Source organism: Winogradskya consettensis, assembly GCF_018332715.1.
GTDB lineage: Bacteria > Actinomycetota > Actinomycetes > Mycobacteriales > Micromonosporaceae > Actinoplanes > Actinoplanes consettensis.
In genome coordinates this window covers 20,149-34,752 of record NZ_BOQP01000021.1, presented here as the reverse complement: position 1 = coordinate 34,752, position 14,604 = coordinate 20,149, and the positions used below count along the sequence as shown (strand labels likewise).

Genomic DNA, 14,604 nt, shown 5'->3' with positions numbered 1-14,604 from the left:
AGGGATGATTCGTGTACAACCTGATCGTGGGGTTCACCGATGGGGAAGCGTCTCCGGATCGTGTGGTCGAGTACACCGACGATGCGATCCGTGCCTACGTCGAACCTGGCGGGAAGCCCGACGTCGCAAGGCTGCTGAACCTGCCGACGCTGGTGATGCCGGAGATCGATCGGGGGTCGCCGCAGGTCGCCCGGGTCGGACACCTCGAGAACCTTAGGCTGGATGGCCGGAACTACCGGTTCAGGTTCGTTCCTAGCGCCGTGTCTCCCGAAATCTCTTGCTCGCGCATTCAGGCTGTGGCGGATCGTCTGGACATCAGGGAGTTCGAATTTCGCCGGACCCACTGGGCGGTGAAGGACGTCGACCTGCATCGGGTCCTTCACGAGGTCAGCACCAGAAATGAACCCGGCTCGACCGTGTTCAGTCTGCCGGTGAACCGTCCGCGGGAGCCCGACCTCGTCGCGGTGATGATGCCATTCGACGCGCGGTTCGACCCCGTGACTGCCGCGTTGCGCCAAGCCTCGGAGGACGCGGGTCTCCGATGTCTGCGTGCCGACGACATCTGGGAGCACCATCACATCATGGATGACGTGATCAGCCTCATCTGGCGCGCTCAGGTGGTGATCGCTGATTTCACCGGCCGAAATCCCAACGTCTTCTACGAGGCGGGGATCGCCCACAGCCTCGGGCGCGACGTCATCCAGATCACCCAGTCGGACGATGATGTCCCTTTCGATCTGCGATCCATCCGTTCCCTGCACTATCACGCCAACGGCGAAGGTCTCGAACTTCTGCGTTCCAAACTCACGGACAGGCTGCGCGATCTCGTCAAGAATTCGGCGTGACCGCTATCCCACCCGGGCCGACGGTGTGATGTACGAGTCGCTTTAGGGGTGGCCGGGGGTGGGCAACCCGATGGTCATGACGTGGGAACCTGGGAGTGACGGTCCGCTTTTCATCCTGGCGATGGATCACCGGGATTCGTTCGGGAAGACGCTGTTCGGGGTGGAGGGCGATGAGCCCGATGCCGATCAGCTGGCCGGGATCAAGCAGGCCAAGCGGCTGATCTTCGAGGGTCTCGAGGTCGCTGCAGCGCAGTTGCCTGTCGGCCGGGCCGGCGTGCTGGTCGATGAGCAGTACGGCCAGGATGTGATCGACAAGATTCCGCGGGACGAGGATGGCGTTGTTCTCGCCGTGCCGATCGAGGCGAGTGGGCAGGAATGGTTCACGTTCCAGTGGGCTTCGCAGTGGCTGGAGCACATCGATCAGATTCGGCCGGACTTTGCGAAGGTCCTCGTGCGGGACAATCCCGACTTTCCCATCGGGGCGCGGGAGCAGCAGTTCGATCTGCTCGCTGATGTGACGGAGAAGCTGGGCGATCTGGGCGTACCGATGCTCTATGAGTTGCTGGTGCCCGCGACCGAGGCGCAGCTGGACAGCGTCGGCGGGGATGCGTACCGATATGACCGGGATTTGAGGCCTGGGCTCGTGGAGCGGGTGATTGCCGATAATCAGCGGCACGGGGTGGCGCCGGCGATCTGGAAGGTCGAGGGGCTGGAGACCGTGGAGGCCGCCCGGTTGGTCGCCGCGCAGGTCAGGGCGGGGGATCCGCACGCCGATCTGATCGTTCTGGGCCGGGACGCGCCGCAGGAACGGCTCTACCACTGGCTCGAGGTCGCGAGTGAGGTGCCGGAGTTCGTCGGGTTCGCGATCGGGCGGAGCATCTGGGAGGACGCCATTCGCGAGCACAACGAGAATCATGACGACGAGGCCGCGCGGAAGGCGATCGCCCAGCGGTATCTGGATTGCGTGGCCCGCTGGAAGGCCTGAGAGGATCAAGGGCGTGGAAAACCTCGACAACCCGGTCTGGGCGGCACTCTCCGGCCCGCAGAAGAACCTTTCCCTGAGGTACGCGAGAAGCGCGCGCTTCGACCCCGCGATCAGCGCTTTCGCCGCGCTGGAAGACCCGTCCGACCCGCTCGCCTGGGCGGATCTGCGGTCCCTGCTGGACGAGGGTGAAACGGTGATTCTCGCCGCACCGGGATTGGTCGTGCCGGACGGATTCGGGGCGGAGGGCCTCACTCCGGGGCTGCAACTCGTCGGCGCCGGCTACCACGGCGCGCCCGCCGCAGAGGCCGAGGTGCTGACCGGCGACGACGTGGCCGAGGTGATGGATCTCGTCGGCCGCACCCGGCCGGGGCCGTTCCGGGAGCGGACCGTCGAGCTGGGGACGTACCTCGGGATCCGGCGTGGCGGGAAGCTGGTGGCGATGGCCGGGCAGCGGATGCGGCTGCCCGGCTACACCGAGATCAGCGCCGTCTGCACCGACCCCGAGTTCCGCGGCGCCGGCCTCGCCACCCGGCTGATCGCCGCGGTCACCGACGAGATCCGCAGCCGCGGCGACATCCCGTTCCTGCACGCCGCGAACACCAACACCACGGCCATCCGCTTGTACGAGAACCTGGGCTTCACCGTGCGTACCGAGGTCAATTTCGTCGCGGTGACCAGCTGATCTCAGTGCAGGCCGTTGCGACGGGCGACCAGGATCACGAGGTCCCGGTCGCCGGGCGAGGTGCGCACTTCTTCGCGGCCGCCCCGCGGTCGTGCTTCTCTAGGCAGGGCCGGTGCTCTTCTTGCGGCGCAGGCCCAGGAAGAAGCCGAGGCCGGCGAGGATGGCGGCCAGGACCAGCCAGATCCACCACGTCGACATGCCACCGTCGTCATCGTTGCTCGCGACCGGGTCGGTCACCGCGGCCGGTGCGCTGCTCGGGGCGACACTGGGTGCGGCGCTCGGTGCTTCGCTCGCGCTGGGCTCCGCGGCGGGGGCGCTGCTCACGGTGGCCGTCGGCTTCGGGCCGGGCTTGAGGGTGACCAGGGGCGCGGGGCTGTCCGGCTCGTCCTCGCCCTCCTGCTGGATCTCGATCCACCGGGCGACCTCGCCGTCGCCGTACGTTTCCAGGGTCTTGAACGACAGCCGGGTCTCGCCGTCGGGCAGCTTGGCGATCTTGACCTTCCACTCGGCGTCGGTGCCGGCCTTCAGGGCCTTGCCGCCGACCGTGAACCCGTCGGCGTTCGCTGCGAACGTCCAGCCGGCCGGGGCCTTGACCAGCGTGACGTCGGCCGGGGCGATACCCGCGGGCAGCACCACCCGCTCGCTCTTGATGCCGGCGGACGGGTTCTCCGCCTCTCCGGAGAAGGTCAGCGTGACGTCGGTCGCGCCGGCCGTGTCCTTGTCGGCGGTGACCTCCACGTGCGCGGCGGCGGGGGCGGCCAGGGCGAGCACCCCCAGACCCGCGAGGACGGCGACAGCGGACAAGCGGGACCTGTTACGCACGCGAACCACCTTCGGCAGACGAACAATCGAGCCAACAGTCGTCCACCGTGCCGCGAAAGTTCCCGGCGCGCTCAGCTTTTTTGTCAGACCCGTTCGTTAGGGTCGTTCCCGTGACCTCGCGACCCTTACTGGCAGTCGACACCCCGAGCCTGTATTTCCGGGCGTTCCACGGCATCCCCGAGTCCGCCGGGCGCACCGACGCCGGCGAGCCCGTCAATGCGATCCGCGGGTTCATGGACATGCTCGCCCAGCTGATCCGCACCCGCCGCCCCGACCGCGTCGTCTGCGCCCTCGACGCCGACTGGCGCCCGGCATGGCGCGTCGCGCTCGTCCCGTCGTACAAGAAGCACCGCGTCGCCCACGGTGACGTCGAAGAGGTCCCCTCCTCCCTGGAGAAACAGGTCCCGATCCTGCTCCAGGTCCTCGAAGCCGTCGGCATCCCCGCATTCGGCGTCAAGGGCTACGAGGCCGACGACGTCCTCGGCACCCTCGCAGCCACCCAGCCCGCCCCGGTCGAGGTGGTCTCCGGCGACCGCGACCTCTACCAGCTCGTCGACGACACCCGCGGCACCCGCCTGCTCTACTGCGGCCGCGGCGTCGCCAAACTCGAGGACACCGACAACGCCGCGGTCGAGACCAAATACGGCGTCCCGGCCCGCTGGTACGCGGACTTCGCCGCCATGCGCGGCGACCCGAGCGACGGCCTCCCCGGCGTCGCGGGCGTCGGCGAGAAGACAGCCGCCCGCCTCATCGCCCGCTACGGCGGCATCGACGACATCGTCGCAGCCCTCGACGACCCGGACTCCGGCTTCGCCCCCGGCATCCGCGTCAAGCTCCTCGCCGCCAAGGAATACCTCGCCGCCGCCCTCCCGGTCTGCAAGGTCGCCCTCGACGTCCCCCTCCCGGCCTTCGACGCCACCCTCCCCACCGCCCCGGAGAACGAGGACGCCTTCCTCGCCCTCGCCGCCCGCTGGAACCTCGCCAGCTCCGCCAAACGCCTCGTCGACGCCATGGCCGGTTAGCCGCGCTTCTAGCCAGTCACCCTATGTAACTGTTTGGTCGGCGAGTGCGCTAACTCAGCGTATCGGAGGGGCGATTTCATCCGATCGGCCGTTAATGTGCACGCTGTTGCCCGTCATCCTGGAGATCGCAGCCGTTGCGCTGCGTGAGGTTTGCGCGCTGCGCAGGGTGAAGGGCGACAGAGGTGAAGTTGGTTTCGGAGGCGGGCATCGACTGCCGGCCGACCTGGGGGAGACGAGTCTCTCTGTGGTGGCACGGGCAACGAGACGGCCGGCATCCGTCGCCCGTGCTGTCGTGGTCCGGTTCTCATCACGTCACGCCCCGGACCCGGTATCTGCGGAGTCTGGCTGACCAGCAGTTCGACGCTGAGTTTCACAAGGTTGCCGCGTTGCGAGAGGGCGGCGCCCTGCGGACCGATGCTGTCCGGCGGCGGCTGGGCGCGCTGCAGGAGGACGTCAGTGATCGGCGACAGCAGCTTGAGGCTCTGGTCTCCACCGGCCCCGATACTGCTCGCCGGCTTGGTGAGGAAGCAGTGGACGAGGCTGTGGTGCGTCGGCGGCGGGCCAGGGAGCACGAGCGGCTGATCGATGCGATGCGGTTCGAGCTTGCGGCCATGCACAAGGCGATCGCCGACGCCGAGGCGGCTGAGGCGGAGGCCGCCGAGCGGCAGAGGCTGGCTGTTCGAGCGGCAGGTGTTCGCGCGATGGCCACGGGTCATGCCGTGGGCCGGTTGGAGTCGCTCTACTGGCAGGCCTTCTTGCGAGCGCGCCGTCGCCTCAAGGCCGCCGGGACTCTGCGCCCGGCGCCACCACCCAGGCCCGGTTGGGTCACCGAGGAGTTGGCATGACGTGGCGCCGCGCAGTAAAGCCGCACGCGGTCTTGCCGGCCAGCACCGCTGCCAGGAGCGCCTCAGCGATGCGGGCCCGGGTCGCGGCAGGTATTCGTGAACTCTTCGCGGCGGGTGCTCTGGACGAGGGTAATCCGGACATCTATGACGCGAGGATCGACGCCTGGGCAGTGCGGGTCGCTACCGAGAACGAGATCGCATTGCTCCGTCAGGAGCAGGAGCTCCGCGGTCGGCTGGAGACGATGAGGGCGGAACTGAGACGGGCCGAGGCTGAACGTGACGAGGCCGAGGGGGTGCTCAGAGCCGTTCGTGGCGGGGGCGATGAACGGCAGACCGACCGCCGCCGCCCACATGTTGTCCGGCCGATGGCGACGCGAGAAAGGCAGCAACGTGAGTCCTAGCAACGACACCGTGTCGGATGCCGGGCGCAGGGAACCGGAGAGCGCCGGCACACTCTGGTACTTGGTTCTCCTGATCCTGATCGCGGGCGACGCCATCAATCTCAAAACCGTCTGTGCCATCCTCATGCCAAACCAGACGGATGCCGAGGCGTGGATCCTGACAGCGGCAATGACGTTGTCCTCGATCGCCCTGATGCACGCCGCTGGATCCTCTGCGCGGCTCGCGCGGAGGAACCCGGCGAGTCTCGCGGCTGCGGCTATGCTCGGCGTGGTCTGGGCGGGCCTCGGCGCCGCGGCGTTCTGGATCAGGCTGACCCAGCAGCTCCCCTCGGCGGACCTTTCCGATGCGCTCGACCTGCAAGGATCCACCGGCCCCTCCTCGGCGCCGGCACAGCTGGGACCGGCCCTGGTCTTCGTGGCGCTGTACGCAGCCAGCGGAACGCTCGCAGCCTGGTTCGCCTACCGGAAGTCGCCGGGAGTCATGGCGGCAGGTCGAGCCCAGTGGCGGACTCGTCGCATGCGGACCCAGTCGATCCGCGATGTCCGGCTCGAACACCGCCTGCTCACCCGGACCGCCGTCTATGCGAACCGCAGACGGCGTCGAGCACGGCTCCGTGAGCTTCCGGCGACTCTGCTGTCCTGGTGGTCCCGACGGGTTCAACGAAAGCGGATGCGAGCGACACACGGGGACCTGAAGGTTGCCCGGCAGCGTCACGGTCACGCAGAGGCGGCCGTCGCGGCGCTGGAGCAGGAGTTGCAGCACGTGGTGTCCGAACGTCGCGACCGTCGTGACCTGATCGCCCATCAAGCGACCGAGATGAAGCGCGAGGCCCGCGTTGTCCAGGCGCTGCTCCTCGGCGATCCGGCCGCTACGTCTGCACTTACGTCGACGACGTTACCCGCGGCCGTCACCTACGCCGACCACACCGACACCGGGGGAACACCACGATGATCACCGTCCGCAGGACCGCAGTCGCGGTCACCGCCGTCGCATTGACCGGGGTTCTCGCAGGCTGCTCACCAGCCGAAGTTCGACAGTCGGCGGGTTCGTCCGCTACCACACCGGCAAGTCTCGCGATCGTGCTCGGTGCACATGCCAACAGTCCGGCGCCGGAACTCGTACCACAGGTCAAAGAACTGATCAGTCAGACAGTGGGAGCCGGCGACGGTGTCTCGGTCGTGGTCGGCCAGGGCCGCCCGGATGTGGTGCCGATGCCAGGCGTCGTCCACGGGGCCGCCAACTCGGACGCCAAAAAGAGCCAGGCACGGCAGAATCTGACGGCGATCGGTGCCGTGCTCGGCAAGGCACGGGCCACGACGGCGGAGAACGACCTGCTCGCGGCTGTGGGTCTTGCGGCCAGGTCACTCAGCCCGACGGCAACGGGTCGTACGCTGGTCATTGTCGACAGTGGTCTTCAGTCGACGGCCCCCCTGGCGTTCCAGGACAAGGGCATGCTCGCGGCGGAGCCCGATCAGGTGGCCGGATACCTCGCGGACAACAACGGGTTGCCCGATCTCAAGGACGTCCGGGTCGTCCTTTCCGGGTTCGGTGATACCGCCGCGCCGCAGGTCCCCCTCTCTGCTGCCCAGCGGAAGAACCTCATCGCGATCTGGAAGGCGATCTTCGAACGGGCGGGTGGCATCGTCGAACAGGTGGACCAGCCGATGACCGCGGCACCCCTGACCGGGCTCCCTGCGGTCAGCGTCGTTCCCGTTCCGGCAGCGCCGTCATTCGCTGCTACCGGCACTCAGCCCGCCAAGGTCGAGCTGGACGACCAGACCGTGGCCTTCGTACCCGACACCGCTCGCTACCGGGATCCGGCCGGAGTCAAGGAACTTCTCCAGCCTCTCGCTGATCAGATCTCCGCCAAGCGCCTGGCAGTACAGCTGACCGGCACCGCCGCGAGTGCCGGTACGGCCACCGGCCGTCGCAAGCTTTCGTTGCAACGGGCCGAAGCCGTCCGGGACACCCTGGTGTCGCTGGGCGTCGACCGTGCATCGATCGTCGCGAAGGGCGTCGGCAGTGATTGGCCAGGTCACGTCCCCGATCTCGACGCCGACGGGCACCTGCTGCCCGGGGCGGCGGCGCAGAATCGCCTGGTGATCGTCGAAGCCAAAGCTTCCTGACCCGGGCAGCCGCCTACCCGATGTCGGTGAGGGCGGCGACCACGGCGTCGAGGATCTGGGCGGGGTCTGCCTGCGGGGCCGTGATGACGCGGTAGTGCGGGGGCAGTTCGAGCGTGGCTGCAGGCGGGGCGTCGAGGACGGCGACGGTGCGGTTGGCGATGCCGGCGGCGGCGAAGCTGGTGAGGAGGCGGGCGGCGGGCCCGTCGTGGTCGAAGATGCCGATGAAGCCGACGAGGTGCGGTTTGTGCTGGTGGAGGGCCTCGCGGAGGGCGGTCGCCGCGGCGGGGGTCTCGGTGATGACGACGGGTGGGCCGTCGGGGGCGACGTCGGCGAGCGGGGTGATCAGGTCGCCGTCGTCGGCGAGGGCTTTGACGAGTTCGGTGACGTCGAGGGTGAAGATGGTGTCGTCGTCCTCGGCGGCGGCCAGGCGGATGACGAGGCGGATGTCGTCGGCTTCCTCGCCGTAGTGGCGGGCGAGCTCCTCGCCGAAGCCCATGATGTCGAGGCGGTCGCGGATCTGGGCCGCGGTGGCGCGGTAGATCGCGCGCTCCGGGGAAATCTGCGCCGGGACGAGGTCGGCGGGGGCGAAGACGAAGCTGGCGTACGGGTCGACGACGCTGCGGTAGGACCGGAGTTCGCGGTCGCCGGCGTACAGGTGGGCGTACGGATAAAGATCCACCGGGGAAGCCTGCCACACGCGGCGGCAGACCTCCCCACTCGCGGGTTTCTATCCTGGCCAGACCATGTCGATCTGCCGTTCGAAGACGACGTAACCGGCACGGTCAAAAGCCCTGGCCATGGGTACGTTCCCCACGTCGGTCGCCGCCCGCGCCCGTGGCATCCCCGCCGCGGCCAGGATCCGCGTGCCCTCGGCGAGAATGTCGTCGATCAGGCCCTTGCCACGCAGCTCCGGCACCACCGCGAGGTACGCGATGATCGGGTTGTAGCCGTTGTGGGCGGGAATCACGAACCCGGCGGCCTCGCCGTCACACTCAGCGACGCGCCACCACTCGTGCGGGCTGGAGTAACGCTCCAGCTCGTCCCGGTACTGCTCCCGCGCGGACTGCTCGGCGGTCATCCGGGTGAGCTCGTCGCGCCCGTGCGCGTCGAGGGTGCCGGTCAGGACCCGGGTCATGAGCCCGATGAGCTCCTCCGCATCGCGCGGCTGCCGGAACGTGAGCCGGCCACTCGGTTCGGCGATGGGTGTGCCGGGCTCCCAGTGCAGCCGCAGCCGCTCCACGAAGATCTTCGCCCCGGTGCGTTCCAGGACGGCGAACCGCTCCTGGTTGCCGGGATCGGCACGCCAGTCCGGGCTGAGGAACCGGGTGTACTCCGGCTTGGTGACCAGCGGATCCAGCGCCTCGTGAAGCAGCGCCTCCCCGGCCCGGGCATCCGTGAAGTCGAAGATGTCGAGAACCTGCGGCGCGTCCTCGCCCGGCCGGGACCACAGCCCCACCCTGGCGACGAGCTCGCCGTCGTCGAGCGCCACCCACAACCAGCCGGGGTGGCGTCGCCCCGCGGTCAGATCGCCGGCGACTTCTTTGTTGAGCACGTACGGAAATTGATTGAAAAGGTCGATCTCGTCCGGCCCGGTGATCGGGCGCAGGTGCAGCGTCAAGGCGTTGTTCTCCCAGGGAGACGAGCGCCCGCGGATCCGGATCAGGCGAAGCTGACCCGGGAGGACGCGAGCGCGGTGGTCATGCGGTTCATCGCTCGTCCCTCCTTTCGGTTGTCGGTACGGACCGTATATCTACCGCCTGGCAGCACCACCCGCAACTGGTTTACCGGTCCCGGACCGTGGAAGCCGATCGCTCGCCGGCGATCTCCGACACCGCACCCAAGGGCTGCCCGGTGCCGCCGTGGACGACGAGGTTATCGTCAACGTAGAGGCATCGGGCGAATCCGTCACCTGTACCAGGGTCGCTGCCGCCGCGAAGGTCAGCCGGGCATGGCTTTACAGCCAACCTGGATTTAAAGCGGCGGTACCTGCTGGCGACGCGTGAACCTCAGTCCGCCCTGTTGCCCGTTGGGCAATCGCTTGCCGTCGTAGGTGCGAATGAGATCTCGACCCAGTTGATCGCAATTGGCGATCACCCGCTCTTTGACGTTCGCCAGAACCACGCCGAAGCCGGTTCCGGGTGTCGTCCCCACACCGAGATCGCCATTCATGCCCTGGCCTGTCTCGTCCGTGACGAGCACATCCAAGCAGGTCAGTGGTTTGGAGGTGCGCTGAGTGATCTCCGCGAGTGCCCACGCCTGCTCGACGGGGCTGTCGAACCCGTACCAATACACGAGCACCGACCCGGATTCGGCGACCTGCCCTGCGAGTTGAACCGCCGACAGGCCGCCTGGTTGAGCAGCGAACGGGTCGAACGGATCGATGTGCACGACACAACGACTACCGGCGCACGTGTCGAGCCACTCGGCTACCGCGGTCATGCCGTCGCGCTCGACGACCTGACATCGAGACAGCTCGAGGTTGCGCTGATCCTGGGTAACGCGCTCGTCCGGTCGAAGTGGACCTGTGCAACGCGTGGGCGTATGCGGATGCGCCCAGTGTGTCGACGACCGAGGACACCTCGAGAAAATGACCCACGCCGTAATTCCGCTCATCGTCGTACACCAGGTCGTAGGCGCCGCTGCCCGCATGGCTCTCGGCGTAGTGCGTCGGTCCGGCAGCTGCGAGCACCTCACACACCATGAGGTGCTTCCACACGTCACCTGCCTTGCCGAAGTGTGGGTTAACCATCCACCGACAATGCCAGGCGCATCCCGCGCTCACCATCTGATTCTCGGCAGGGTCGAGGTGGAGCGACCGTCAAGGTCCCATATCCCGGCATCAGCCCTGGAGATGAAGGGAGAGAGCGTCGTTACAGGACTTTGCCGGGGTTGAGGATGCCCTGCGGGTCGAAGAGGTTCTTGAGGCCGCGTTGCAGGGTGAGGTTGGCGGGGTCGAGTTCGCGGGTGAGCCATTCGCGTTTCAGGGTGCCCACGCCGTGCTCGCCGGTGATGGTGCCGCCCAGCTTCAACGCCAGGGCGAAGATCTCGTCCGCGGCCGAGGCTGCGGCGGCAGGGCGGGACGGGTCGTCGACGATGATGGGGTGCAGGTTGCCGTCGGCGGCGTGGGCGAGGGTGCAGATCGGGATCTGCCAGCGGGCCGCGATGTCGGCGATCGCGGTGATCGCTTCGGGCAGGCGGGAGCGGGGGACCGCGATGTCCTCGATCAGGGGGCGGCCGAGCTGTTCGATCGCGGGCAGGGCGGAGCGGCGGGCGTGCAGGAGCGCATCCCCGTCCGAGCTCACCTCGAGCGACACCGCCGTGGGGCGTAAAGCGGACAAGACGCCCGGAGAATCCACGGTGGAGGCCTGGACGATCAGGAGTGCCGAGCCGCGGGCGGCCAGAGACGTGCCCAGGTAGGCATCGACCGCGCGTAATGCTGCGGCGTCGAGGAGCTCCGCGATCACGGGCTGGCCCGGGACGCCGGCGAGAGCCGTGCACGCAGCGGCCGCGTCCGCGAAGGACGCCGCGATCGTGGTCAGCCCGGCGGGAATGGGTCGCAGGCGCACGGTGGCGGAGACCACCACGCCGAGGGTCCCCTCGGAGCCGACGAACAGGCCGGTCAGGTCGTACCCGGCCACGCCCTTGAACGTCCCCGTGCCCGTCTCGATCCGGGTGCCGTCGGCCAGGATGACCGACAGGCCGAGGACCGAGTCCCTGGTCACGCCGTACTTGGCGCAGCGCAGGCCGCCCGCGTTGGTGGCGATGTTGCCGCCGATGGTGGAGATCTCGTGGCTGGCCGGGTCGGGGGCGTAGCGCAGGCCCACGGTGGCGGCCGCGCGATCGAGGTCGGCGGTGATCACCCCCGGTTCGACGACGGCGGTGGCGTCGGCGGCCGACAGCGACACGATGCGGTTCATGCCGGAGAGGTCCAGGACGACCGTGCCCGTGCCGGCCGTGGACGCGCCGGTGAGGCTGGTGCCGGCGCCTCGCGGGACTATGGGCGTACCCGTCGAAGTTGCCCACCGCAGAGCTTTCGCGACGTCCGCGGCATCTCGCGGCAGGAGGACGGCTTCCGGCCGTCCCTCGACAGCACTTCCCGATCTGTCGGTACGCCGTGAGTCCAGCACAGCGTCCTCCGTGCTGAACGGAACGCCCCCGAACTCAGTCACCGCAGCGCCCGCCGCGCGAGTTCCTGGCGCACGATCGGCAGCACGTAGCGCGCGTAGTCGATGGCGTCGTTGAGCGGGTCGTAACCGCGGATCGACAGCAGCTCGCAACCGATGTCCACGTAGTCGAGCAGCGCCGCGGCGACCGTCTCCGGCGAGCCGACCAGCGCGGTGGAGCTGCCCGCCGCGTTGGTGGCCGTGACCAGTGGCGTCCACAGCGCGCGGTCGTGGAGTTCGCCCTTCGCGGCGACGTCGAGCAGCCGCTGCGAGCCGACGTTGGCCGGGCGCGCCTCGTCACCGGCCGGGGCTGCACCGGTAGAGGCTGCGGCGGCCTGGACCTTGCCGAGCGTGGCGTACGCCTTCTCCCAGGCCAGTTCGTCGGTGGCCGCGACGATCGGGCGGAACGACACCCAGATGTGCGGGCGTGGCCGGCCGGCGGCGTCGGCGTACTTGTTGACGGCGTCGATCTGCTGTTTCGTCTCGGCGAGGGGTTCGCCCCAGAGGCCGAAGATGTCGCCCTGCTGCCCGCCGACCCGGTACGCGTCCTCGCTGGACCCGCCGACCGAGATGGGGATCGTCTCCTGGTACGGCCGGACCGCGGACTGGAACCCCTCGAACCTGTAGTAGGGGCCGGTGTGGCTGAACGGGGTCTCCGAGGACCAGGCCTCGCGCAGGATCTGGATGTACTCGTCGCTGCGCTCGTACCGCTCGCCCTTGCTCAGGTAGTCGCCCTCGCGCCGCTGTTCCTCGTCGCTGCCGCCGGAGATGATGTGGATCGCGAGGCGACCCTTCGAGATCTGGTCGAGGGTCGCGAACGTGCGGGCCGTGTGGGTGGGGAACGTGACTCCGGGGCGGTGGGCCAGCATCGGCTTGATCCGCTCGGTGTGGTTGACGACGAAGTGCGCCAGGTGCGCGGCATCCACCGACGACGAGTGATACGCGACCAGCGTGTAGTCGAACCCGCCGTCGTCGAGCGCGTGGGCGTACTTACGGGCGTAGTCCGCGTCGAAGGCCGCTCCCATGCCCAGGGCGGGGGAGGGCGAGATCGCGCTGATGAATTCAACGGGCATTGCTGTCGCCTGTCTCGATCGGGCGGCTCGGGTCGCTGCTCCAGGCGGACCAGGAACCGGGGTAGAGCGCGGCGTCGATGCCCGCGACGGCGAGCGCGGCGATCTCGTGGGCGGCGGTCACACCGGACCCGCAGTAGACGCCGACCGTCTTGCCGCCCAGGTCCTGGAACCGGGCCTGCAGCTCGTCGTCGGGCCGGAAGGACGGGACGCCGCCGGTCAGGTTCGCGCCGGTGGGGGCGCTGACCGCCCCCGGGATGTGGCCGGCCCGGGGGTCGATCGGCTCGACCTCGCCCCGGTAGCGCTCGGGTGCCCGGGCGTCGAGCAGAACGCCGGTGGTGGCCAGCGCGGCGGCCTCGTCGGCGGTGAGCGTGGGCAGGTGCCCGCCGGTCAGCGTGATGTCGCTCGCGGGTTGCGGGTTCGCCGCCCCGGTCGCCTGGTCGTAACCGGCGTCCGCCCACGCGGCGAGCCCGCCGTCGAGGATCCGGACGTTGCCGAGCCCGGCCCAGCGCAGCAGCCACCAGGCCCGCGACGCTGCGAGGCCGCCGCTGTTGTCGTAGACGACCGCGCCGCGCCTGCGGGTCAGGCCCCAGCCGCGGGCGGATTTCTGCAGGTCGTCCAGGGCGGGCAGCGGGTGCCGGCCATCGCCGTGGTGGCCGGCCAGCTCGGTGTCCAGGTCCACGTAGACGGCGCCGGGGAGGTGGCCGTCGCGGTAGTGCCGCTCGCCGTCGGGGTCGCCGAGCGCCCAGCGGACGTCGAGCAGCACGGGCGGCTCCGGCTCGGCCAGCGTCCGGTGCAGGGCGGCGGCAGTGACCAGGACGTCGTCGCGGCTCACGAGGCTTCCTTGGTGATCACGGGGAGGTCCGCTCCGAGGCGCAGGCGTTCGAGGAAGAGGATCACGTGCGCGGCGACCGTACGGTGGGTGACGTCGTTGAGGATGTCGTGCCGGCCGCCCTCGATGACGAGCAACGACCCCCCGGCGTAGCGACCGCGCACCCCGTCGAGCGGGCTGATCTTGTCGTCGCCGCCGTGCAGCCCCAGGACCGGAACGGTGACAGAGCCTACTGGGTCTATCAATTCAGTAGGAATTTGGGCCGAAAAAACAGCGCCTGGCGTGGCGCCGCCGCGGCCCAGGACACCCTGATGGTTCGGGCACGCCGTGCGCGCCTCGACCTCGTCGTCGAAACCGGTCAGGTCGATCGCCGGGCGCACCCCCGCGCGGGGGATCCCGGCGGTGATCACACCGTCCAGCCCGGGCGCGCCACGAGCGGCCAGCGCGAGCGCGAACAGGGCGCCCGTGTCGGAGCCCGCCACCACCCGCGGGCCGGGCAGGGCATCGTCCACCAGCAGTTTCTCCGCCGCGGCGAAGCCGGCGGGCAGGTCGGTGGTGACGTCGGGCAGCACCCGGACCTTGTAGCCGTCGGCGGCGATGCGGCGGCCGAACCGCGCGTACACATCGACGTTCTCGCCGCGGCCCGCCGCGACGATCACGGTGCCCCGCGGGTTGATACCGTCGGGCTCGTTCCACTGCTCAGTCATGATCGCAAACCTCGCTGTCGGATTGGGAGAAAGTCTCGCCGATCACGGCCGCGCGCGTCCAACAACGTTTGGCGATCACCAATAAACACTATTACTTATCAAT

The 14,604-nt window shown here is 69.0% G+C and carries 16 protein-coding genes; 8 read left to right on the top strand and 8 right to left on the bottom strand.

The features are described from left to right. Positions 1-11 precede the first annotated feature (11 nt). The 3 genes from Aco04nite_RS20305 to Aco04nite_RS20295 all read left to right on the top strand — a co-directional run bounded on the left by Aco04nite_RS20305 (position 12) and on the right by Aco04nite_RS20295 (position 2,512). Complete coding sequence (locus Aco04nite_RS20305) at positions 12-845, top strand: hypothetical protein (protein WP_212998820.1); 834 nt, start codon at positions 12-14, stop codon at positions 843-845. Positions 846-915: 70 nt separating this feature from the next. Further along, complete coding sequence (locus Aco04nite_RS20300; protein WP_308161650.1) at positions 916-1,830, top strand: 2-deoxy-5-keto-D-gluconate 6-phosphate aldolase domain-containing protein; 915 nt, start codon at positions 916-918, stop codon at positions 1,828-1,830. A gap of 13 nt (positions 1,831-1,843) precedes the next feature. Continuing rightward, a complete protein-coding gene (locus tag Aco04nite_RS20295; protein ID WP_244876143.1) occupies positions 1,844-2,512 on the top strand; it encodes a GNAT family N-acetyltransferase in 669 nt (222 codons plus the stop codon). 99 nt (positions 2,513-2,611) lie between these two features. On the opposite strand, the gene Aco04nite_RS20290 is transcribed toward Aco04nite_RS20295, so the two are convergent. Then, positions 2,612-3,334 (bottom strand): DUF1775 domain-containing protein, encoded by a 723-nt coding sequence (locus Aco04nite_RS20290; RefSeq protein ID WP_244876142.1) that lies wholly within the window; start codon positions 3,332-3,334, stop codon positions 2,612-2,614. 110 nt (positions 3,335-3,444) lie between these two features. Between Aco04nite_RS20290 and Aco04nite_RS20285 the strand changes: the two genes are divergently transcribed. The 5 genes from Aco04nite_RS20285 to Aco04nite_RS20265 all read left to right on the top strand — a co-directional run bounded on the left by Aco04nite_RS20285 (position 3,445) and on the right by Aco04nite_RS20265 (position 7,729). Then, positions 3,445-4,356 carry a 5'-3' exonuclease gene (locus tag Aco04nite_RS20285; protein ID WP_212998817.1) on the top strand — a complete coding sequence of 304 codons (912 nt, stop codon included), beginning with the start codon at positions 3,445-3,447 and terminating at the stop codon, positions 4,354-4,356. A 182-nt stretch (positions 4,357-4,538) separates the two neighbouring features. After that, entirely contained in the window at positions 4,539-5,201 is a 663-nt protein-coding gene (locus Aco04nite_RS20280) for a hypothetical protein (protein WP_212998816.1), read from the top strand. Further along, positions 5,198-5,602: a hypothetical protein gene (locus Aco04nite_RS20275; RefSeq protein WP_212998815.1), complete on the top strand. Its 405-nt coding sequence runs from the start codon at positions 5,198-5,200 to the stop codon at positions 5,600-5,602. The genes Aco04nite_RS20280 and Aco04nite_RS20275 overlap by 4 nt, the downstream gene beginning before the upstream one ends. Before the next feature lie 61 nt (positions 5,603-5,663). Continuing rightward, positions 5,664-6,554 (top strand): hypothetical protein, encoded by an 891-nt coding sequence (locus tag Aco04nite_RS20270; protein ID WP_212998814.1) that lies wholly within the window; start codon positions 5,664-5,666, stop codon positions 6,552-6,554. Positions 6,555-6,682: 128 nt separating this feature from the next. After that, positions 6,683-7,729, top strand: coding sequence for an OmpA family protein (locus tag Aco04nite_RS20265; RefSeq protein ID WP_212998813.1), 1,047 nt, complete (start codon positions 6,683-6,685; stop codon positions 7,727-7,729). 13 nt (positions 7,730-7,742) lie between these two features. Here the strand turns inward: Aco04nite_RS20265 and Aco04nite_RS20260 are convergent, their stop codons facing one another. From Aco04nite_RS20260 to Aco04nite_RS20230, 7 genes are all read right to left on the bottom strand, one after another. After that, the gene (locus tag Aco04nite_RS20260; RefSeq protein WP_212998812.1) at positions 7,743-8,408 is read right to left on the bottom strand and encodes a hypothetical protein; all 666 of its coding nucleotides are present in this window, start codon (positions 8,406-8,408) and stop codon (positions 7,743-7,745) included. Between the two features lie 48 nt (positions 8,409-8,456). Next, positions 8,457-9,347, bottom strand: coding sequence for a GNAT family N-acetyltransferase (locus Aco04nite_RS20255; RefSeq protein WP_212998811.1), 891 nt, complete (start codon positions 9,345-9,347; stop codon positions 8,457-8,459). Positions 9,348-9,700: 353 nt separating this feature from the next. Beyond that, positions 9,701-10,117 (bottom strand): hypothetical protein, encoded by a 417-nt coding sequence (locus Aco04nite_RS20250; RefSeq protein ID WP_212998810.1) that lies wholly within the window; start codon positions 10,115-10,117, stop codon positions 9,701-9,703. A gap of 482 nt (positions 10,118-10,599) precedes the next feature. Then, the gene (locus tag Aco04nite_RS20245) at positions 10,600-11,898 is read right to left on the bottom strand and encodes an FAD-binding oxidoreductase (RefSeq protein ID WP_212998809.1); all 1,299 of its coding nucleotides are present in this window, start codon (positions 11,896-11,898) and stop codon (positions 10,600-10,602) included. Beyond that, on the bottom strand, positions 11,895-12,965 hold the full coding sequence (locus tag Aco04nite_RS20240) for an LLM class flavin-dependent oxidoreductase (protein WP_212998808.1): 1,071 nt from the start codon (positions 12,963-12,965) through the stop codon (positions 11,895-11,897). The genes Aco04nite_RS20245 and Aco04nite_RS20240 overlap by 4 nt, the downstream gene beginning before the upstream one ends. Then, the gene (locus Aco04nite_RS20235) at positions 12,955-13,797 is read right to left on the bottom strand and encodes a sulfurtransferase (protein WP_212998807.1); all 843 of its coding nucleotides are present in this window, start codon (positions 13,795-13,797) and stop codon (positions 12,955-12,957) included. The genes Aco04nite_RS20240 and Aco04nite_RS20235 overlap by 11 nt, the downstream gene beginning before the upstream one ends. Continuing rightward, the gene (locus tag Aco04nite_RS20230) at positions 13,794-14,501 is read right to left on the bottom strand and encodes an alpha/beta hydrolase (protein ID WP_212998806.1); all 708 of its coding nucleotides are present in this window, start codon (positions 14,499-14,501) and stop codon (positions 13,794-13,796) included. Before Aco04nite_RS20230 ends, Aco04nite_RS20235 begins: the two co-directional genes overlap by 4 nt. Positions 14,502-14,604 lie beyond the last annotated feature (103 nt).

What these genes read in the sequence shown, in the direction of transcription:
- Aco04nite_RS20230 (WP_212998806.1), bottom strand. Translation starts at nt 14,501, where the DNA reads ATGACTGAGCAGTGGAACGAGCCCGACGGTATCAACCCGCGGGGCACC.
- Aco04nite_RS20275 (WP_212998815.1), top strand. Translation starts at nt 5,198, where the DNA reads ATGACGTGGCGCCGCGCAGTAAAGCCGCACGCGGTCTTGCCGGCCAGC.
- Aco04nite_RS20300 (WP_308161650.1), top strand. Translation starts at nt 916, where the DNA reads ATGGTCATGACGTGGGAACCTGGGAGTGACGGTCCGCTTTTCATCCTG.
- Aco04nite_RS20240 (WP_212998808.1), bottom strand. Translation starts at nt 12,965, where the DNA reads ATGCCCGTTGAATTCATCAGCGCGATCTCGCCCTCCCCCGCCCTGGGC.